24 protein-coding genes and 1 tRNA gene are annotated in these 20,463 nt (G+C 51.8%); 18 read left to right on the forward strand and 7 right to left on the reverse strand.

All coding sequences use genetic code 11. The features are described 5' to 3' along the window. Positions 1-257, forward strand: a 257-nt coding sequence (locus B036_RS29100; protein WP_020568972.1) for an integrase core domain-containing protein, incomplete at its 5' end; no start/stop codon positions are given. Between the two features lie 209 nt (positions 258-466). Here the strand turns inward: B036_RS29100 and B036_RS0112025 are convergent. The 4 genes from B036_RS0112025 to B036_RS0112040 all read right to left on the reverse strand — a co-directional run bounded on the left by B036_RS0112025 (position 467) and on the right by B036_RS0112040 (position 3,958). Continuing rightward, entirely contained in the window at positions 467-1,531 is a 1,065-nt protein-coding gene (locus tag B036_RS0112025; protein WP_020568973.1) for a hypothetical protein, read from the reverse strand. Between the two features lie 135 nt (positions 1,532-1,666). Next, positions 1,667-2,023 (reverse strand): DUF6970 domain-containing protein, encoded by a 357-nt coding sequence (locus tag B036_RS32025; protein WP_020568974.1) that lies wholly within the window; start codon positions 2,021-2,023, stop codon positions 1,667-1,669. Positions 2,024-2,402: 379 nt separating this feature from the next. Next, on the reverse strand, positions 2,403-2,906 hold the full coding sequence (locus B036_RS0112035; RefSeq protein WP_020568975.1) for a DUF1415 family protein: 504 nt from the start codon (positions 2,904-2,906) through the stop codon (positions 2,403-2,405). Beyond that, positions 2,903-3,958 (reverse strand): RluA family pseudouridine synthase, encoded by a 1,056-nt coding sequence (locus tag B036_RS0112040; protein WP_020568976.1) that lies wholly within the window; start codon positions 3,956-3,958, stop codon positions 2,903-2,905. The genes B036_RS0112035 and B036_RS0112040 overlap by 4 nt, the downstream gene beginning before the upstream one ends. Before the next feature lie 283 nt (positions 3,959-4,241). On the opposite strand from B036_RS0112040, the gene B036_RS0112045 reads away from it, so the two are divergent. The 7 genes from B036_RS0112045 (at position 4,242) to B036_RS0112075 (ending at position 9,613) form a co-directional block, all read left to right on the forward strand. Beyond that, the gene (locus B036_RS0112045) at positions 4,242-5,426 is read left to right on the forward strand and encodes a trans-sulfuration enzyme family protein (protein ID WP_020568977.1); all 1,185 of its coding nucleotides are present in this window, start codon (positions 4,242-4,244) and stop codon (positions 5,424-5,426) included. A 361-nt stretch (positions 5,427-5,787) separates the two neighbouring features. Beyond that, positions 5,788-5,991: a hypothetical protein gene (locus B036_RS33545; RefSeq protein ID WP_020568978.1), complete on the forward strand. Its 204-nt coding sequence runs from the start codon at positions 5,788-5,790 to the stop codon at positions 5,989-5,991. Positions 5,992-6,035: 44 nt separating this feature from the next. Then, positions 6,036-6,815, forward strand: a complete 780-nt coding sequence (locus B036_RS0112055) for a hypothetical protein (protein WP_020568979.1) — start codon at positions 6,036-6,038, stop codon at positions 6,813-6,815. Positions 6,816-6,825: 10 nt separating this feature from the next. Further along, the gene (locus B036_RS29110) at positions 6,826-7,524 is read left to right on the forward strand and encodes a L,D-transpeptidase family protein (protein WP_157472136.1); all 699 of its coding nucleotides are present in this window, start codon (positions 6,826-6,828) and stop codon (positions 7,522-7,524) included. Positions 7,525-8,020: 496 nt separating this feature from the next. Then, positions 8,021-8,227: a hypothetical protein gene (locus B036_RS0112065; RefSeq protein WP_020568981.1), complete on the forward strand. Its 207-nt coding sequence runs from the start codon at positions 8,021-8,023 to the stop codon at positions 8,225-8,227. A 104-nt stretch (positions 8,228-8,331) separates the two neighbouring features. Further along, a complete protein-coding gene (locus B036_RS0112070; protein ID WP_020568982.1) occupies positions 8,332-8,871 on the forward strand; it encodes an HD domain-containing protein in 540 nt (179 codons plus the stop codon). Between the two features lie 49 nt (positions 8,872-8,920). Continuing rightward, entirely contained in the window at positions 8,921-9,613 is a 693-nt protein-coding gene (locus B036_RS0112075; protein WP_020568983.1) for a DUF4349 domain-containing protein, read from the forward strand. 2 nt (positions 9,614-9,615) lie between these two features. On the opposite strand, the gene B036_RS0112080 is transcribed toward B036_RS0112075, so the two are convergent. Beyond that, positions 9,616-9,858, reverse strand: a complete 243-nt coding sequence (locus B036_RS0112080; protein ID WP_020568984.1) for a CBU_0592 family membrane protein — start codon at positions 9,856-9,858, stop codon at positions 9,616-9,618. Between the two features lie 91 nt (positions 9,859-9,949). On the opposite strand from B036_RS0112080, the gene B036_RS0112085 reads away from it, so the two are divergent. Then, positions 9,950-10,543 (forward strand): alpha-ketoglutarate-dependent dioxygenase AlkB, encoded by a 594-nt coding sequence (locus B036_RS0112085; protein ID WP_020568985.1) that lies wholly within the window; start codon positions 9,950-9,952, stop codon positions 10,541-10,543. A gap of 21 nt (positions 10,544-10,564) precedes the next feature. Then, on the forward strand, positions 10,565-11,032 hold the full coding sequence (locus B036_RS0112090) for a Gmad2 immunoglobulin-like domain-containing protein (RefSeq protein WP_044102562.1): 468 nt from the start codon (positions 10,565-10,567) through the stop codon (positions 11,030-11,032). Positions 11,033-11,147: 115 nt separating this feature from the next. Here B036_RS0112090 and B036_RS0112095 read toward each other — a convergent pair whose 3' ends face one another. Further along, complete coding sequence (locus tag B036_RS0112095) at positions 11,148-11,993, reverse strand: TerC family protein (RefSeq protein ID WP_020568987.1); 846 nt, start codon at positions 11,991-11,993, stop codon at positions 11,148-11,150. 81 nt (positions 11,994-12,074) lie between these two features. Between B036_RS0112095 and B036_RS0112100 the strand changes: the two genes are divergently transcribed. The 4 genes from B036_RS0112100 (at position 12,075) to B036_RS0112115 (ending at position 15,208) form a co-directional block, all read left to right on the forward strand. Continuing rightward, positions 12,075-12,563: a DUF6495 family protein gene (locus tag B036_RS0112100; protein WP_020568988.1), complete on the forward strand. Its 489-nt coding sequence runs from the start codon at positions 12,075-12,077 to the stop codon at positions 12,561-12,563. 292 nt (positions 12,564-12,855) lie between these two features. Next, the gene (locus B036_RS0112105) at positions 12,856-13,446 is read left to right on the forward strand and encodes a hypothetical protein (RefSeq protein ID WP_020568989.1); all 591 of its coding nucleotides are present in this window, start codon (positions 12,856-12,858) and stop codon (positions 13,444-13,446) included. A gap of 3 nt (positions 13,447-13,449) precedes the next feature. Further along, positions 13,450-14,073, forward strand: a complete 624-nt coding sequence (locus B036_RS32030) for a nucleotidyltransferase family protein (protein ID WP_026231920.1) — start codon at positions 13,450-13,452, stop codon at positions 14,071-14,073. Positions 14,074-14,323: 250 nt separating this feature from the next. Then, entirely contained in the window at positions 14,324-15,208 is an 885-nt protein-coding gene (locus tag B036_RS0112115; RefSeq protein ID WP_020568991.1) for a hypothetical protein, read from the forward strand. 131 nt (positions 15,209-15,339) lie between these two features. Here the strand turns inward: B036_RS0112115 and B036_RS0112120 are convergent. Beyond that, positions 15,340-15,413: transfer RNA gene (locus tag B036_RS0112120), tRNA-Ala, on the reverse strand. Positions 15,414-16,119: 706 nt separating this feature from the next. On the opposite strand from B036_RS0112120, the gene B036_RS0112125 reads away from it, so the two are divergent. The 4 genes from B036_RS0112125 to B036_RS0112145 all read left to right on the forward strand — a co-directional run bounded on the left by B036_RS0112125 (position 16,120) and on the right by B036_RS0112145 (position 20,458). Then, positions 16,120-16,617 carry a DUF1573 domain-containing protein gene (locus B036_RS0112125; RefSeq protein WP_020568992.1) on the forward strand — a complete coding sequence of 166 codons (498 nt, stop codon included), beginning with the start codon at positions 16,120-16,122 and terminating at the stop codon, positions 16,615-16,617. A 174-nt stretch (positions 16,618-16,791) separates the two neighbouring features. Continuing rightward, the gene (locus B036_RS0112130) at positions 16,792-17,418 is read left to right on the forward strand and encodes a hypothetical protein (protein ID WP_020568993.1); all 627 of its coding nucleotides are present in this window, start codon (positions 16,792-16,794) and stop codon (positions 17,416-17,418) included. Continuing rightward, positions 17,415-18,263, forward strand: a complete 849-nt coding sequence (locus B036_RS0112135; protein ID WP_026231921.1) for a LytR/AlgR family response regulator transcription factor — start codon at positions 17,415-17,417, stop codon at positions 18,261-18,263. Before B036_RS0112130 ends, B036_RS0112135 begins: the two co-directional genes overlap by 4 nt. 242 nt (positions 18,264-18,505) lie before the next feature. Beyond that, positions 18,506-20,458: a hypothetical protein gene (locus B036_RS0112145; RefSeq protein WP_020568995.1), complete on the forward strand. Its 1,953-nt coding sequence runs from the start codon at positions 18,506-18,508 to the stop codon at positions 20,456-20,458. Positions 20,459-20,463: the final 5 nt, after the last annotated feature.

Here is a 20,463-nt window from a genome sequence, read left to right on the forward strand (position 1 = left end):
ACAATGACATTGAGCTCAAATACATACAGCCGGGCAAACCTTCCCAGAATGGTTTAATGGAACGACTTAACAAGACCTTACGCGTTGAATGCCTTGATCTGAACTGGTTCCAATCTCTAGTGGAACTGAACGAGCGCATACAAGAATGGTCGGTAGTTTACAATCAGGTACGGCCACACAGCAGCATTGGATACAAATCACCCGTAAATCACGAGAAATCAAAACAGAATTTCTACTTTAGAGTGGTAGCGGCCTAGGGGAAGCGTACAGTAGCGGAACAAGGTCCGGGGAACATTACTGCGCCTCGCTCAGAGGTCCAGCCACAATCGTTAATCATAAATGAAGGCCAGTTGAGAGGGCGTTAACCCTACTGGTATAAAGCGACCTGAAGTGCTTAGCTTTTATGAAAACCTTGGATTCAAAGCCTCTCATGAAGGTATGAAACTTCATTTTCAGAGCAACAGCCCTACACCCCCAACAAAAACTCAAAAGTATCCACCCCATCCGCATAATCCGCCAGCCCCGGCCGCTGCGCGGCCCCGAAGGCGAAGGTTGGCAACGACGTCTCCAGAAAACCGGGCTGGTGGACGACAAGTTGAATCTCTTCGGCACGGGCGTTGAGTTCGGTCGCCAGGGCCGCCTTGTCCGTGTAATACTCGAAGTGCAGGGTACCGATCCGGGAGGTGATGGCTTCGTTTTCTATGACCATCAACGGGCCGGTGAGGTGGAAGCTGCCCTTATTCAGGGTGGTCAGGGCGTAGTTATAGTCGAAATTATTCTTCCACTTGGTGTGGTTCTGCATCATCTTCCATTCGTGGAAGACGTGGAGCAGCGGGTCCAGGTCGTAGCCCTCGGGCACGTAAAGCTTGGAAACGTTGCGGCAGCCCAGACCGAAGTACTGGAAAACGTCGTGACCCAGGGCCCGCATCTCCTCCTCGGTTTCCGTGCCGGAGAGCACGGCGACGGCGTTTCGGTTCTTCCGGATGATGTGGGGGACGTTACGAAAATAGGTCTCGAAGTAACGGGCGGAGTTGTTCGAGCCGGTGGCAATAACTGCGTCGTAGCCCTCCAGTTTTTCCACGATGTTGAAGTAGTCCGCGGCAGCCTCGTCAAACCTGGCCAGCAGCTTCAGCAGGTAGGGCAGGACGTATTCGTCCTTGCTGCTCAGCTTGAGCATCGCCTTGTGCCCGGCCACGTACACGCAAAGGATGTCGTGAAACCCAACCAGGGGGATGTTCCCCGCCAGCACCAGGCCAACGGTCTTTTGTCCTTCTCCATTCGGGCCGGGCTGCGGCACAAAACCTTCTCCCGCAACCGGGATGATCTTGTACCTCGACAGCCAGGCATTGAGTTTCTCTTCGTCGAGGAACTCCTCAACGATAGCATTCAACGAAGCCTGCTGATTTTCGAGGGTAAACCATTGGTTGTTGAACTCCGTCCGCGTCTGCAACGCGGTGAGGAACTCGTCTTCGCCGGCTTTGAGATGAGCCGCTAGTTGATGGAGGGTGGAGAGGCGGGATTGGAGGGTCATGGCGCGAAGGTACTAGATTCTCGCTTCGCTCGATAGTGGGTAGTAAGTAGTGGGCAGGGCTGTCGCAATAAACAGCTGGACAGGCCCGATAAGCCTCACCTTTATACGGGTTGGAGAGGACTGCGTAAGCAGTGCCTAATTTTCGCTTTCCCAAACCAAAACATCCAAAAGGTCATTTGAAAAATCAGGACAATTGCCAAGCCCATTACCCGTAATCGTTCCGAATGGTGTGCAGAAATAGTCGCAATTGGGGGTGTACAAGATGCTCCCCAAATCACAACAACCTTCAGCAGCGAATAAATAAAGTGTCGTATCCTGTGTAGTCCAACGGAAGACCTTACCATTGGAGGACTTATCAAACTCACGGATTTTATCTTCAATACAAATAGGAACGGCCTCCAATAAATTCAACGGAGCCTCCTCTTTTACACATGATAATTGGCAGACCAGTAAAACAGCCAGGTAGAAGTTTGCAATAACAGTGTTTTTCATTTCTAGTTATTTAGGGTATTAAGTGTAGCAGAATTCTTAAACCAAAAACGATCTTGATAACGCCATTGCTGCTTCGCGCGAGTTAATAACTTCCCTCTTTCCGCTTCTCTATTTGCCAACTCGCTACGTACAAACCATTGCTAATTGCATTTAATGGTTCCCACACTTCCTTTAGTGTAGCACTTACTGCCCTTAATGTCTTAGTGGTTATTCCCCCTGCTCCTTAATGCCCAAATGACCTTAATGGTTCCCACACTTCCCTTAGTGTAGCACTTACTGCCCTTAATGTCTTAGTGGTTATTCCCCCTGCTCCTTAATGCCTAAATGACCTTAATGGTTCCATTCCTCTCTCAGTGTAGTACTTAGTGTTCTTACTGCCTTAGTGGTTAAAAACCTCCCGCATCAAAGCAACATTCCGCTCAGGAATCCCCTCCACATCCGCATATCCTGCCACGGCAGTAGCAACAGAATCAACCCGTAGCAGCTGCAAAATCGGAAACGGCGAACGATTTGTCCGGTTCCCCGGGTCATCAGCAGCAACGCCTTCAAACTGGTAATTGGGGTGGAAGTGCGCAAGCTGTACCAACTCGTCGGCACCAGTTTCGGCCAGGGCTTCTTCGAAGGTGTAGACGAAGTCGAGAAAGGTGTCGAAATCCGCCAGCAGTTCAGGAAAAACCAGGAGGATGGTTTCTACCTCACTTTGCTCCTCCACCAAGGCTTGCACCTGCGTCAGCGCCGCATAAAAAGCGCCTTCTTCATCTGCTGCTTCCACCGGTATCGCCACTACCCTCCCCTGTTCAAAGGGCAGCGCAGCAAAGGGGCAAAGGCCGTGACGAATCACGAAATCCCGCACCCATTTCATCGTTTGTTCGGCCGGGGTCATGGGTGTGGATCGCTCTGTTTACGGTTCTCGATGTAGTTCCGCCAGCGGTTGATCATCTCCAGCATATCGTCGGGTAAGTCACTGTCGAACGACATCCGTTCCCCGGTCGTTGGGTGCGTGAAGGCAATGCTTTTGGCGTGGAGTGCCTGCCGCGGGCAGAGGTCAAAACAACGATCTGCGAAGATCTTGAATTTGCTGTACACCGTCCCCTTCAGGATCCGGTCGCCGCCGTAGCGTGCGTCGTTGAACAGCGGATGGCCAAGGTGCTTCATGTGAACGCGGATCTGGTGCGTCCGCCCCGTTTCCAACTTCAGTTCGAGCAGCGAAACGTAATACAGGGCCTCCATCACTTTATAGTGCGTGACGGCGTGTTTGTGCCCTTCTTCCGGCTCCTCATAAACGCGGTATTTCTGGCGGTTCTTCGCATCACGGCCGATGTAGGCGTCGATGGTACCGGCGATTTCTTCCGGCTCTCCCCAGCAAACGGCCTGGTAAGTCCGTTCGATGGTGTGATCAAAAAATTGCTTCGCCAGGTGCGTCATCGCCTCGTCCGTCTTGGCGATCACCAGTAGGCCGGAAGTATCTTTATCAATGCGGTGTACGAGGCCAACCCGGCTTTCGTCGTTGCCGGACAGGGTGGGCAGATCCGTTTTATTAAGGTAAAACTTCAGCGCGTTGACCAGCGTCCCGTCCCGGTGCCCGTTAGCGGGGTGTACCACCATGCCCGGCGGTTTGTGGACGATCAGCACCGCATCGTCTTCGTAGCGGATGTCTAGCGGAATATCTTGCGGAACCGGCGCGCCATCCTCCCCTTCGGGGCGATAGCGCGGAATCTCGATGGTGATCACTTCGCCGGGGCTGAGCTTATGGTTCACCTTCACCTCCTGGCCGTCCACCAGAATGGTGCCGGCCTTGATGCCGTTCTGCACCCGGTTACGGCTGACTTTAGGCAGCTTATCGGTCAGGAATTTATCGATGCGCACCGGCTGTTGGCCGGGATCGACAAGGATTTCCTGGGTTTCAATGTGGTCGACGGGGTGTTTGGATAACATGCCGCAAAGGTAGGTATTTCCAGAGCATGGTTTTGTGTTGATTCCCTTCGCTATCGTTGCGGTTTATCTGGTAGTTCAGTAGTCTGGTAAGCCGGTCAAGCACGTGTGCCGGGCCTACCAGACTAATAAGTGGGCGCGGCCGCAGGTGCAGGGGAAGGTTGAAGGAACAGGGTGAGAGCAATCGACATCCCATTATGAAACGTTTGATCAACCATTCACCAGGCAGAAAGCATTTTTCTCCCGACCTTACGCCCCCAACAGACCAACAGATCAACAGACCAACATGACCATAGACTCCCTCTCCGTCCGCGACCCCGAATTCAAAAACCTTAACCCACCCCACCAAATCCCCCTGGTAGCTGCTTCCAGCTTCGTATTCGACAGCATTGAGGAAGGCATGGCCATATTCAGCGGGGAGCAGCCGGGCCACGTTTACGGTCGGTTCGGGAACCCGACGATTGATGCGGCAGCAGCGAAGATCGCCGCCCTGGAAGGCTTCGGCCTCGACCAGCCCGCCGCCGGCCTCTTCTGCAGCAGCGGCATGGCCGCCATCGCCACCGTCATGCTGGGCCTCTGTGAACCCGGAGATACGGTCTTAACCCAGGCGGACCTTTACGGAGGAACCACCGGCTTGCTTCAGCAACTTGAAAAACGGGGCATCCAGACGACCACCTGTGATTTGCGCGATGAGGCGGCCGTCAATACTGCCTTTAACCGGGAGGGGCGCATCCGGATGATCTACGTCGAGACGCCAAGTAACCCGACGCTGCGCGTCACCGATCTGGCCGCCCTCGCCAAAGTCGCGCACGCCAACGGCGCGCTTCTGGTAGCCGATAATACCTTCGCTACCCCCTTCGTACAACGCCCGATGGCCTTCGGCGCAGATATCGTGGTCCACTCCACCACCAAATTCATCAACGGGCACGGCACCGGAATTGCCGGCGCCATTGTTTGCCGAGATCCGGAGTTGCTGAATGAAAAGCTAGTACCCGTTTACCGACTCTACGGCGGCAGTGGCAATCCCTGGGATGCGTGGCTGGTCCTGAACGGCCTGAAGACCCTTGCCCTCCGCATGGAACGCCACAGCCAGAATGCGCAGGCGGTGGCGGAGTGGCTGGTGAAGCATCCCAGCGTTACTAACGTCAATTACCCCGGCCTACCCGGGCATCCGGACGAAGCGACCATCAAGGCGCAGATGTCGCAGATGGGCGGCATGCTCAGTTTCGAGCTGGCTGGCGGAACCGAGGCGGGGATGTCCTTCATGAACCGGATCAAATTCTGTACCCTCACCCCTACCCTTGGGGACGTCGATACCCTGGTCCTGCACCCGGCCACGATGAGCCACCGGGGAGTGGACCCGGCCGTGCGCGCTGCGCACGGTATCTCCGACGGACTGATCCGGCTGTCGGTTGGTATTGAGGCGGTGGAGGATATTATTGCTGATTTGGCGCAGGCGGTAAAAGGTTAGTGCATAGTTCAATAGTTCATAGATCGGTGACTACCTGACCAATAACTACTAAACTTATGCCCTTGAGGAGCAACTCCAATTCGGCTTAGCTTACCGCCATAGACTAACGCAGTACGAACTTCAATACGGAACAATTATAGCAACTTGCGGCTCGATTCCTCCTTGCGAGGAATTCAACACCATTAATTCCCGGATAGATGCACGTACCGGGTATGGTTACCTGACGCTGGGGTATACTTTTTAGGCCCAACGATCTTTTTAGGAATAACTAATCCCGACGTTCAAACGTTATTAGTTGACAGTTACGGCTTTAACCCCTAACTTGTCAGACAACAAGACAACCCGAAAACTCGATTAAACCATGGATGCTCCCCAAAGCGATAGATTCCGCGAAATGCAGCGCACCAATAAGCAGATTGCCCAAAAGGCGGTCAGGTCTTCTATTGCCGGGCGCCGTCGCAGCTGGCTGGAGCGGGTTTTTGAGTTTGCCGGTAAGCGTTACCGGGTAGTCTCGTTGGGTGAAGCAGTGCCTGCGACCTTGCCAAAGCCCTCCACCGAATCATAGCTTAACGTGCAGGAGTTTCCTGCTACACCAGACAACCCCATCAGATGAATCTGGCCATCGGCGCTTTGCTCGTAGCAATCCTGCTACTTCCGGGCATTATCTTTCGCTACCTCTACATCCGCAGTGATGCTTTACGAAAGACGATTGACCTGAGCCTTTTAAATGAGGTCGTATTTATCCTTACCCCTTCGCTTTTACTTCACCTTGCTGGCCAGGGTGTTGCCCAGGGCTTTCTTGGCAAGAAACTTGACCTGAAAACCCTTTATCTCCTCCTTACCGGAAATGGTGACGGGCTTGACTTCAGCCTGATTGAAAAAGGGTTCCCTTATTTCGTTCTGTACATTCTTATACTGTGCATTGTGGCTGGATTCTTCGGCATCTGGCTCCAAAAAATCGTGGTCTACTTTGGCTGGGATGAACGGTATAAAATCCTCCGCATCTATAACGATTGGGATAAATACTTCTCCGGGGCAGTACTCCCCGAAGCCGAAAGGAAAAGGATCGACTTCGTGCAGGTCGACGTGGTCGTACAATCTGCCAAAGGGGACGTATTGTACACGGGGGTGCTGGAGAACTATACCCTCAATAAGGACCAGGGTATTGATCGCCTTTTCCTCTCCAACGTTTACCGCCGGGAGTTTACCGAAGATCTCGCTATGGTGGAGACAGAACGTGATGACCCACCGGACGACTACCCCAGCTTTCGGGTCAAGGACTTCGACGAGCGCTACTATGCCCTCCCGGGCGCTTACTTCGTCATCCCGTTTGGCGAGATAAGGAACCTGAACATCATTTACAACACATTAGTGGAGGTGGAGGGCTAAACCATCAACTATGGCAATTCGACTCCCGCTTTCCTTATTACTGGGCCTGTTGTTCGCCGCCTGTCACCAAACCAATCGTCCGCCACCAGAACAGTTGGAAGATCTTATGATAGGTCAAGGCTTAGACACGATGAATTATGAGGTTTTCATCCGCTCGTTCAAACTGGAGCAAGAGCTGGAGGTATGGATAAAAACGGAGCATTCTGCGGCATTCACTTTGCTGAAGACCTACCCCGTGTGCCGGGCCAGTGGAGATTTGGGGCCCAAACGACAGGAGGGGGACCGGCAGGTCCCCGAAGGGTTTTACCACATTGACCGCCTGAACCCCAACAGTAGTTACCACCTGTCGCTTGGATTGAATTACCCAAATAAGTCTGATCGGATAAGAGGAGACCAGCAGCAGCCGGGTTCCGATATTTTTATTCATGGTGCCTGCGTAACGGTAGGTTGTATTCCGCTCACCGACCCGCTGATCGAGGAGGTTTACCACCTGGTGGAAACGGCCCAAAAGCGGGGTCAACAGCAGGTGATGGTCCATGTTTTTCCCGGACGGATGCATACTTCAGCCTTTCAGAAGATGATGAAGGACAGTCCCCACTTTTCGTTCTGGCAAGAGCTTCTGGATATCTACGCGTATTTCGAAAAAAACCAGGTCCCGCCTTCGTTCGGCATAGAGGACGATGGCCGATATTCGTTGTTGCCAGAGTAGTGTCTTCTGGCGCGGCCGCAGGTGCTGGACATACGTTGAGAAGAGCAAGGGAATAGTGCTCACTACCTTCCTTTTTACCTTTCTGCCCTTTAGTGCTTTCCATAGCACTTGCGGCCTAGGGTGTCCAGTCTGATAGTAATCCTCCCCTACGTTTTTTAGTCTCGCAATGCTTCTAAACGATGAGAATACTCCGTCTACGTGGCATCCCGTCATACCTGCCTGCCGGCGGCCTACTTTTCATGGGAAAAGTAGGAGCCTGGTGATGGCTCATACAATTTGCATTTCTTAACGGCCGGCAGGAGCAGCATTTGCGGCCGGGGCCAAGGCCGTAGCTGGTGGTTGCAGGGAACGATTTGCGTTTCAGGCAAAGCAACTAATCTGGTGGGTTAAGTAAAATTCAGTGGGAGGAGACAAAGTCTTGGTTTTCAAGCATGAAACCTAAAGTTTTAGCTTATCCATAAGGCTGAAACTTTTACGAAAAATCAGGTAGCGATCGATGGAATTCCGGTTTCGACTTCCAGAGATCGGCGTGAGCTTCGCTGCTATCTTCGGTGGTGGCGGTGACCGGCACAGCCCGGCATTTTTGGTTCTTTTGTTGCGACAAAAGAACGCCCCCGGCAGGGAGGACGCCGTTTCAGCACTGCTGGTCTCGCCTGACTTTTGGTGGGCCAAATCAAGTACTCAGCCGAGCGAAAATACATAGGGCGAAAAAGGTATCAGACTGAACACCCTAACCTGCGGTCCCGCCCAAAGAAACTTCCCATTTCCAACAGGTGTTACTTCACCAATAGACCAACAGCACCAACCATGCCCAACCTCCTCCAAAAAGCCTGGCTCCTGGCGGCCCACCACCACGAAAACCAACGGTACAACACCCCGATAGAAGGCCTCACCCTACCCTATCTGACCCATATCGGCGCCGTATTGATCGAAGCGCAGCAAGCACTGCATCACCACCCGGAATTCGACGCAGACCTGTTGCTTTGCAGCGCCGTGCTTCATGACACGCTGGAAGATACCGACCTTACGCCAGACCAGGTGGAGACCACCTTCGGCAAAGAGATTCTTACCGGTGTTCGGGCCCTGACCAAAGACGAAAATCTCCCTTCAAAACGCGAACAGATGGAAGACAGCCTGCAGCGCATCCTTGCCGCGCCACCCGAAATCGCGGCCGTAAAACTCTGTGACCGAATCAATAATTTATCGCCGCCTCCCCATTACTGGACACCGACGAAAAAGGCAGCGTACCGGGAAGAAGCTCAGCTTATTCTGGACCAACTCGGACACGTCAGCACCTACCTAAGCCAAAGACTGGCCGGCAAAATAGCGGCCTATCCCACAAGTTAAAATCCGGTCAACCAACCACCAAAACTTCCATTTTGGCATTTTACTAATCATGATGAAACCACAACACCTACTCCTTCCTCTTCTGCTGTGTATCCAACTGCTCTCTGGCTGTACCCCCTCCCGGAGTGCAACTTTAGCCGATGCTTATGCAGACGAAACCTACAGCGTTGATTACAGTGACCCCGCATTTGCAAGACCAGCCACTCGTATCCAGCAAGAAGACCGAAAACGTATTTTTTCTGCTAACATCGGTCTTATTGTTTCAGAGCCCGACTCCACCTCCAAACGAATAATCGCCGTGGCCCATAAAGCCGAAGGATTTATGACCCAATCTTCCTCCAATGGTGTAACCATCAGGGTACCCGCTGACGAATTTGAAAACATTATCGCCCAGATTCAGGCACTTGGCAAAACCCGATACAAACGGCTGATGGGAGAAGACGTCACCGACGCCTATCGCGACTATGGGATTCGGCTGGACAATGCCGAACAATCCCGCCAGCGATACCTGGAATTACTCGCAAAGGCCGTAAACGTGGAAGAAACCCTTCTGGTAGAACGTGAGCTGGAAAGGCTAAACGAAACCATTGACCTGCTGAAGGGAAAAATGAACAGATTGGACCAGCTGGAAGCCTACGCCACCATTTCCGTCGACCTCCAACGAAAAGCGAAGCTGGGGCCGTTGGGCTTCGTTTTTAAAGGCCTGTATTCAGGCGTGAAGTGGCTTTTCGTCAGGAAGTAATTCTAGCCCGCATTTTTTTTCAGCAGGTTTTTCCCGATAGCGTAGGTAGACATCAGTGACCAAAAGGCGTTGATGAGGATGAACGGATATGCCTCATTAGCCGTAGCGTTTACGATCAGGAGCAAGGCGCAGATCAAATTGATGATGTGGTAGGGTGTCCCCAGATTGTCGAGCTTATCGAGCGAGGAAGCCACAAAGGCGAAAAGTAGGCCAAGGGCGCCGACCCAGCCGGCTAGAGCGATCATATAGCGTGTTTTATTTGAGAACACACTAACCCAATGATTATGTTTTGTGTATTATTTTAACAATAAAAACATTTATTGTTAACTTAGCTTCATGCTAAATTCCTCCCTCTTCTCCACGGTCTCACTTGATGCTGCTGGTCACGTAATCTACCGAACGAATTTCCCCATCACCGACCTGCTTATAACAAAGCTGGAAACGTTGTGGGAACTACATCCAGAAGAGTTTCACACCTTAATGATGCACGGCAAGGAAGTTAAGACCCCGCGGTGGCAACAGGCATATGGCTACTCCTACGAATACTCGGGTTCACGGAACAACGCTTTACCAATACCTGAAATCCTGGAACCTTTTTTGGCCTGGGGCCAGCAAAATGTTGATCCCCGATTAAACGGTCTCCTGCTTAACTGGTATGATGGGACAGCTGGCCACTACATGGGCCCTCACCGGGACGCACGCAAGGGGCTCGTACCTGACAGCCCTATTGTTACCATCTCTCGTGGCGAGGAACGGATTTTCCGGATACGTCCATGGCAAGGCGACGGATATAGAGACACCCTACTTACAGATGGTTCCGTGTTGGTGATGCCCTGGGCGACCAATCTCTCGTGGACTCACGAGATTCCCAAAATGAAAAAGTACCTTGGCCGCAGAATCTCCGTCACCCTACGCGCTTTTGCTGACTGAACGGAATCAATCCTTACCCAGATGCGCCTTTTCCAACTCCTTCTCCTTGCGTCAATGGTATTTAGTTGCCAATCTGGTAACACCGACTCAACAGTCAGCGCAGAGTACGCACTTCGCACCAGAGATCAGATCACGGACTACAACCCTGGCAACGACGAAAGACCGCTAAACGAGTTGATCCAAATCGATGGAATTTATCCCGGATCAATCATCGGCTCCCCCTACAGGGTGACGGGTAAAGCAAAGCAATCCTGGTACTTTGAGGGTGATTTCCCGGTTTTGCTTCAGGATGAAAATGGCACTTTACTCTCCTCTGCTCCTGCGACGGCCCTGGACAGTCGTAAGGGGTCAGGTTGGATCCCATTCAAAGCGGACATTATATTCATCGCTGCACCAAACACCGAAGCCCGGCTGATCTTCAAGCTGGATAACCCAAGTGAAACCGAAGGGTTTCAGCGGGCGATAGAAGTTCCGATTATCCTGCAATAGACGATGGAAGTTAGTGCAAACGGCCTTCGTGTCTAGCCGCTCGTCGTAAGTAGAGTACTTAGAATTTTGCTCATTGGGTTAAGACCGTTCGCCCGACGAGCGCTTCCTCAAAAATCTACTGCTGTTCTTTGGCCGCTTCTTCCGCAAAGGTGTTCAGGTGCACCTGTTTCTCCGGCTTACCGGGGCGGATCTTCATGTTGAGGAACTCAACACCCAGAGAGAATGCGATAGCGAAGTACAAGTAGCCTTTGGGAACCGTACCTACCTCTGAGTCAAACAACTTGAAGTGTGCAAGGTGAGCCCCTTCTACGATGAGCATAAAGCCAATCAGGATCAGGAAAGCGAGGCCCAGCATTTGGATGGTTGGGTTACGGTTTACAAAGTTGCCAACGGGAACGGCAAAGAGCATCATGATGCCAACGGAGACCACAACCGCAATGATCATAATGATCAGGGCTCCAGTCACACCATTGGTCATCCCCACGGCCGTAAGGATGGAGTCGAAACTAAACACAATGTTGATGATCGTGATCTGGACGATGACCGAACGGAGCGAAGCACCGACGGATTTCCCAGTAGTCGGATCTCCATCGGTATGTTCGTCGCCTTCCAGCTTGTGATGAATTTCTGAGGTTGATTTATAGAGCAGAAAGACGCCACCAGCGATGAGGATAAGGCTTTGACCGCTAAAGCCGCCACTTGCCCAACCGAGATCGAAATTAAACCAGGGATCGTTCATGGCCACCAGAATGGACACGCCGAAAAGAAGTACGATACGTAAGACCATGGCCAGGACAAGGCCAATGTTGGTGGCTTTCTTACGGTCTTGCTCCGATTTTAGCTTATTCGAAGCAATGGAGATGAAGATGATGTTGTCGATACCAAGGATGATCTCGAGGAACGTCAGGGTAAGGAGAGAGAGCCAAACGGCACCGCTGCCGAAATCTGGAATGTCATACATACTGCAAGGGGGTATAAAACGTAGTTGACGTTTTCACGCCTGAAGACAAAACTACAACAGCGGCGGGATGTTTGGAAAAACATGAAAGAAACGAAATTCCGTCGCTTACGCCGCGACGAGCTTGAAGAAGTAACCGGACAATTCGTCAAATTCCTGAGTATCAACGGTATTGACGCCGGTAGCTGGCAAAAAATGAAGGAAAAACAGCCCTCTCAGGCCGATGGCTTCATTTTGCAGTTTTCCCAAATAGTCTTTGCCGGAGTGATTGAAAAGGTCGCTTACCTGGTGCATCGGAGGCCCCATGACTTGCGAACGTACAAGACCGGACCGGATAAAATTGAAATGCGGGGCATACTGCTCGACGGAGAAACGTCGATAGATTTTACAAAAACTGACCTTCCCCCGAAGGAGATGTTTGAACGGATTAAGGCGGAGAACGTAACACCAAAGATCTATAAAGCGGATCGTGCCTACCTTCCCATTGGCCGCGACCAGGACATCTTCCTGATCATGGAAGAGGGTGCACTGATCGATACAGGGGAGTTGTTTGAGACTTTAGCGGGACTTTAGTGCGCAGTATTCAGGTTACAGGATTCAGTGAACAGGGTGCAGTAATCAGACACTGGCATTGTAATCTTTCCCTGAAACCTAAGGACTGAATCCTTAGCCTGACTGCTGAACCCTAACCACTGAATATTAAGGTGGGCGGGGCCGCAGGTGCGACAGAGAGTTAAAAGGAGTAAGGAAAAAGAGGGACTGCCTTCTTTTTGCCTTTCCCACCTTCCCTTGCACCTGCGGCCGCGCCCAAAGCATCGAACATTTAGCCTGAGAAGTCCTTATAGCTGGCAACAAACCAACCCATATGAAATCCATTTTCGCCTTTCTATTTCTGGTCGTCCTGATGAGTTGCGGCAACAATAAGACCATCGCCGATACTGAGGGTATTGAAACGCCCGCTGCTGACACCCCCGACCCCAACGACGGAAATACCGCTATTTACGACGTAGACGACGATGATCCCTACCTCATCAGCAATGGGTATTTCCTGGGCCTTACCCCGGGTGGATCACTAGCGGAATTTGTCGACGGGCTCCGTTCCGGGGTGCTGCAAACCGGCGATGGCGACTTCGACGTTCACTACATCGACAGCGCCGAAGGCGATGAACTAGGCTACGTCATGGCCGATCCCCGAGACGGGGGTACGATTGGGAACATCTACATTACCTCCCCAAAAGTGGTGACAGAAGAAGGCATCCGGGTAGGCATAAGTTATTCCGAGTTAGTGGAAAAATTGGGTGCGCTGGAAGTCCACGGATCAGAAATAGAAGGACAGACCTACGCCATTTCTGATGGGATCTCCTATAGACTCGATGCCGGAAATTGGAGCTATGAGATTGATCCCTCTACCATTGAGCCCGATACTAAGATCATCGAAATTGTAGTTGAACGATAGACCATGTACGCCCCACCCCTAGCCAGCATCGTACTCGCCGCAGGTGAATCCCGGCGAATGGGGGAACCCAAGCTGTTTTTACCCATTTTAGGTTCGTCCATGTTGCGGAGGGCAGTTGCCGCTGTAAAGGGATTTGGCATTACCGTAGTGGTAACCGGCGCTTACGACCAAGAGATCCGGGAGCATTTGGCGGATATTGATCACCTGATTTTCACTTATAATGCAGAATGGCAAGCAGGCATGGCGGGCAGTATCGCCGCCGGTGTAAAAGCAGCGGCTGCTTACAAGCCTGACGGCTTCCTCGTTACGGTTGCTGATCAGCCATTGTTGGGCAAAGCATCCTTACGTCGCCATTTCTATACGTTTATGGATCATCCCGAATCCGTAGTAGCCACCTGGTACCCCGAACGCCTGGGCGTCCCCGCCATCTTCCCCGCCAGATTTACCGACGACCTGCTTTCCGGAGAAGGAAGCCGGGGCGCACGTCAGTTGATTGCAAAAGAAGGTGATGCCGTAAAGGTCGTCCGTTATAAAGAGCCACCCGAAGACATTGATACACCGGAAGATTACCGACGAATCTCGGCCCGAATCGGTCAATCGTCTCCAACAAACGACGATCCGTCGTAATTCTCTTGTTCTACGGGCAGTTTTGTATATTTTTGGGGTCGATGGTTTTACTATCCTCGGGTACCAGAGGTAAAATACTTTTGCCAGTAGGGCAACCGCAAGGGTCGCCCCTACTGGTTTACCTTCATAAGAGCCACGTTCGCTCCGCGAACGCGTAATCACCTTTGGTGGCCAAGGCCAATATATAAAGTCAAAATGCATCATTTAAGCATACTTGACTATCTGACTCCTTGACTAACTGACTCCTCCTTTGCACCTCATTCTCCAAGGCATCCACGAATTCTTCTACACCCTGCTCGCTTTCCCACGGGCGTGGCGGTTCATGCGTAACCACCGGCTCTGGGAAGGGCTTCGCCAGTACGGATGGGTAGCACGGGGGCTGGTCATCATCGGTGTATTGCTGGCCTTATATATGGTTATCGAAGCGATGAATTGGTTTGATACTCATGCCGACGCGCCTTTGTCGGCCATGATGATCGGCGGCGAAAGCCTGCTGCTCCAATTTATGCAAGAGGCCAGGGAGTCAATGGGCAGCGGGGTGTTCAACTGGATTACCCTGATCCTCCTTGAGGTGGTCATCTATCACTTCATGCGACAAACCCTGAAGATCATACTGAAAAAGGATGTCGAAAATGCGCATACCTTCAAGCCCTTTCTGCACGCTCAGATTCGGATGATAAAAGTATCCTTTATTGCGTTCTTCATAGAATCCTTCCTCCTTGGTTTTTTCGATATGCTGACCGGAGGTACGCTCTATTGGGTCATCTCCGTCGCCATCAGGGCCATGTTCCTCGGCTACGTCATTGCCGACAACTACAACGAACAATTCGGACTGACCATCGATCAAAGCCGGCGCAACCTCTACAGGAACTACCTCGGCATCTGTGCCGGGCTGGGCCTTCCCTTGCTGATTATGATGGAGGTTCCCGTTTTTGGTACTATTCTTGGCCCACTCGTCACCTCCGTTGCGGGTGCCATCGTGCTCAAGGAACTCAGTGACCTCCACATTGTTGGCTATCAGATGAGTGAAAAAGAACTGGAAAAGGCGGAAAAGGAGGCGGCGAGAGAGGCTAAGAAGCTGGCGCGAAAAGCGGGAAAGAAGGCGGTCGTGGAGCAATATACTCCTCACGAGTAGTTTGGGAAATTACGTGGCGCTGAGAACTCATCTCAAGTAAACTGCATCCCAGACCTTTACGCTTGAGTACACTGATGAAGTACAGAATGCAAAAAGCCCATCCGACAATGTCGGACGGGCTTTTCTGGGAGTGGAGAATACCAGAGTCGAACTGGTGACCTCTTGCATGCCATGCAAGCGCTCTAGCCAACTGAGCTAATCCCCCAGATAGAGCAAGCTTAATTCCTTAAGCGGACGCAAAGATATACACGTAACTGTAAATGTCAAAGCGGAAGCGAAAAGTTTCAGAAAAAAACTCGCTGCGCTCGTGTGGCAGGGTCGCTGCGCTCCCTGTTACAGGGGTTGCAGTTGTTGCAGCCGTCACTATAGCGAAGCGACCCTGCAACCCCTGCAACAGGAGCAAAGCGACCCTGCAACCCCTGCAACAGGAGCAAAGCGACCCTGCAACCCCTGCAACAGGAGCAAAGCGCGCCCCTGCAACCCCTGCAACAGGAGCGAAGCGACCCCCTGCAACCCCTGCAACCCCTGCAACAAGAGCGAAGCGACCCTGCAACCCCTGCAACAGGAGCAAAGCGACCCTGCAACCCCTGCAACAGGAGCGAAGCGACCCCCTGCAACCCCTGCAACAGGAGCAAAGCGACCCTGCAACCCCTGCAACAGGAGCGAAGCGACCCTGCAACCCCTGCAACAGGAGCGAAGCGACCCCCTGCAACCCCCGCAACATGAGCAAAGCGAATCCCGCAACTTTTAGAAACCCTTAACAAGAAATCCGTGTCCTTTTCCCACCTTTTGCGTCACAAATCCGTTAAAGCGAGTGAAGCCATAAGGTTGAACCATCCATTAACAGCTCATTAAACCGGCTACGTCGGATTTGTGCCTATATTTGTAACTCAAGAAAATTTAATATCCACATGAAACAACTTCTCCTCCTCCTCGTGTTGGCCTGCGGTTTTTCTGCAGCCGTTCAGGCACAGACTGAAACTGCTCCTGCAAATGCCGTAACCACTGAAGCAACCACCCCCGCGCCCGCCGACGGTGCAGTTATGGTATTCGAAGCTTTAGAAATTGACTTCGGTACCATCGAGCAGGATTCTGACCCATTCCGTATTTTCAAATTCAAGAATGCTGGTAACGAACCACTGCTGATCACCAATGCCCGTGGCTCTTGTGGCTGTACGGTTCCCAGCTACAGCAAAGCACCTGTTGCTCCTGGTCTGACCAGTGAGATCAAGGTTCGCTATGACACTCACCGTCTCGGTCAGTTCCGTAAGCGTGTAACCCTGACCACCAACGCTGGCGAAGAGCCCATCGTACTGACCATCAAAGGTCTCGTCGAGCCAAAGCCAGCTGAGCCTGCCGCAACACCTGAGCAAGGCCAGGGCCTGTTCAACAACGGTGGCGGTAAGTAAGCCTTACCAGTTCAAAAATAAGAAAGCCTCGGTTTGCCCTGCAATCCGGGGCTTTCCTGTTTTTAGCAGAACCCCAAAAGAACTAGCCCATAAACGTTTACCTTGTGCTCAAATTGAGCATCCTGTTTCAGACCTACATCGTTCTAAAACAGACAACCTGACAACTCGACTACCATGGTTCACCCCTACCGCCAAAGAAACCTGGCAGCACTTGCCCGAAAACTTGAATTTACCTTTCACGAAGAGGATGACTTCGGTTTGGTTTCACAGCTCCAGGACTTCAAACTGTTTCAGGAAGGCCGCGATAAAAAGGTAGAACGTATTCTTCGGCGTCAGGACGGACTGATGGAATTTGATATTGCCATCTTCGATTACAGCTATCAGCGGTGGGGCGGCGGCAGCGGATCAGAGAACAGGACTTACCAAACAGTCTTCTTCCTGCAAAGCGGCAAGTTGGGTTTGCCAGAAATGTGGATGAAGCCAGAAACCATTACCCACAAATTAGGAGAACTATTGGGATTCACGGATATTGATTTTGTCCGTTTCCCCAAGTTCTCAGGCCAGTATCGGTTGACCGGAGGAGATGAAGAATACATCCGCCACCATTTTAATGATGAGGTCCTGAATTATTTCACCTTGAACAAGGGTTGGTCAATGGAAGGCCTCGGCTTTTACCTCCTCTTCTACCGTAAGGGCATGCTCATTCCCAGTGCACAAATTGAAGACTTTTATAAACGCGGTCAGGAAGTTTATTCCCTGATGACCGACGAAAAAGCAAATTCCAGCATCTTTGGTAAGTGAAGCTAAGTAACAACCCCTTTCGTCGTCCCTTTCCCGATCGGGAGTTTGGCCCGGATACCATAGTAGGTATGCTGTGGGTCTCACTGTTCGTATTCTGCGCCTTGTTTTTTCTGCGGCCGCTGGGCATGCACGTCCCTGGTAATGTTTTCCTGACCTGCCTGGGGTACGCCGTAGTTACCTTCATTGTAGCCTCCCTCTATGCTTTCGTTACTACCCGTATTTTTGGGTGGAAGAAAAGCGGAGACAGCTGGACATTAGGTAAATGGATTCTGGATTCCGGCCTCCTGCTCGCCTGTATCTCCGTCGGAAATTTCATGTTTTACAACTTCACCGTCAACTGGTCGGCTTTCTCCCCCATTGTCCTGGCCTACATCACCTTACCTACCGTGCTTATTGGCCTCTTTCCAATTGCCTTCAGCGGAATGGCGGTGCAAATACGCGCCGAACGGGACCATCAACGAACGGCAGGCCAGTTACAATTGGCCACCGCCCGGTCTGGCCACGCAAATCCCGATCACCGGCTCGTAACACTTGGTGATGGTGGCTTTTCGGTAGATCCCAGCACCATACTCTTTTGCGAATCACGCCAGAATTACGTGCGTTGTATTTTTCTGGATCAGGGTGCTTCCCGGGAAGAAATCATCCGGGCTACACTATCCGGGCTGGAGGAACAACTGGCTGATCGGGGGATTCTCCGGTGTCATCGTTCCTACCTCGTCAACCCCGACCACATCCGAAGCGCCAGGGGCAATGCCCAGGGGCTCCGGCTCGATTTGGTGGGTGCAGAGGAAGAAGTTCCGGTCTCCAGAGCTTACGTGACAGTTTTAAGAGAGATGCTGCTATAAGTTTTCAGGACGCCCCGATAGCTACCGGGGCAGGTGCCAGGTAAAGGGCAAAAGGAGCAAAGAAAAAGGGTGTTCTTAGCTGAAACAACCCTGACGTTCTTCCTTTCTTCCCCAACCCCTTTCCTCCCTTGCTTTGCCGTCCGTCCCCCACCCTTGCCAACCAGCCCGCAAGCATTGTCATTCGTCCCCACCCCTTGTTTTTACTAGGGTTCTGCACTCATATTTGAGCAAACGAAATTGACATGGACACCGTATTTCAAATAGTACTCACCACCCACATTGTGGCCGGATTCACCAGCCTCGCCCTGTTTTTCATCCCCGCCTTTGCTAAAAAGGGAAGTAAGCTGCATAACACCGTCGGCCGCTGGTACGTGTTCGGCATGTGGACGGTAGTGGTCTCTGCGTTGTTGCTCTGTGCTGCACGTTTATACCAGGGGCATTTCGTCCAGGCCCTTTTCCTGGGTTTCCTCGCTCTCCTGACCAGCGGTCCGCTGTTCTACGGCATCGCCGTACTCCGTAATAAGCGGGAACCATCCGCAAAAATGAAAAGAATCCAACTGGCGCTTGAAACCACCCTTGCTATCGGCGGGATATATCTCGCTGGAGCAGGACTTGGTTGGTGGGGGCCGGGCGGACATACGCTACTGCTCATTTTTGGCATTCTGGGAATGGCAATAACCATTTCTGGCCTGGTCGACAAATATCGCGGCAAACAAAAGGAATATGATTGGCTCGTCGAGCACCTCAGTGGTATGCTGGTAACGGCCATTGCCGCGTTTACCGCCTTCTTCGCCTTCGGCGGTCGCAATATTTTCGGGAACCTATTCGGTGGAAACCTAGAAATCATTGCCTGGGTTACCCCAACAATTCTGGGAGTTACCTTCATCCGGTATTACAAATGGAAGCTGAAAAAAAAGAAAAAAAACGCCACCTCCAAAGCCATCATTACGCTACTGCTAATCACATCTACTTTTGGAACCTTATCAGCACAACTCTACGTTGAAAAGCAATCCCGGTACCGGTTCGCACAGCTGAATTTCGGCGCGGATGTCCATTCCAGTATCGGTGGAAATGCCGTTTTCACGGGCCCTTCAGGCCCGCACCCCGTATCCCTTGGTACTACCGGCGCACCTCGCCTGATCCTGGGGGGGACACACTTCTGGGGGCACGCTGACTTTCAGGTCGCTTTTCCTCTGATAACCTCCGGGTTTCAGAATGGCGGAAAAGACATTACCATTTATACCGGAGTGGAGACTGCTTTTAAATACTACCCCTGGCGCATTGAGCAGGGTAAGATCCGACCGTACATCGGTTTTTCTATCGCTCCACTGGTCTATGAGCAAAAAGACGAAGACATTCCTTTCGGCCAGGGGCCCGAACAGGAATACAACACCATTCCCCTCAAAACCGGCCTGACTTTTAACCACAAAAGCCATTTACTTGAATTAGGGTTAACCTGGAATTATGCCAACCAGCAAGACTATCCAATTTCACGTACCGACATCGCAGAAATAACCCTCCCACCTGTTTTTCTTTCCCTGTCTTACCGCTACTTTTTAGACACTACCGTGAGTGGTGAAGAGGATTGGGAAAACGGGAACTTCGACAAAACAACGGAGAAGCTAGCGGCAAAGGGCCAACTCAATAATTTCTTCCTGGGCATCGCCCCCTCCTCTGCCTGGTGGAACGGTAAGTCTTCCTACAACGAACAGGAAAGACCCTACATTAACAAGTTTTCCACTACCGTGATGCCGGACCTTACCGCCGGTTACTATCTACACCACCCTGATCTTAACCTTGCGATCAACCATCGCAGCATGGTAACTTCTGCCAAGGCCTACGGAACGGAACAAGCACTAAATCGCCGGTCTATCGGCTTTGAAGTAACCAAAGCTTTTGGAGATTTTCATGGATTCGTCCCTTTTGCAGGTCCCATTCTTAGTCGTGAACACCTTGAGTTTACGGAAACATTTGAAGGGGAGGTAACGCAGCAAAACACGCAAAACAAGTGGGCCGCGGGTCTGACCTTTGGCTGGGACATTCGCCCCAACCGTTTACAGGTCTTTACTTTACGGACCAACCTACGTTGGTACCCAAAGCTTCACCTCGATTTGGCCGACGATCAACAGATCTCCTTCGGGGCTTTGGAGTTCAACTTTATCCAACTGATAATCTATCCCGAACGATTGTTCTAAAAACC

This window comes from Neolewinella persica DSM 23188 (genome assembly GCF_000373105.1).
GTDB lineage: Bacteria > Bacteroidota > Bacteroidia > Chitinophagales > Saprospiraceae > Neolewinella > Neolewinella persica.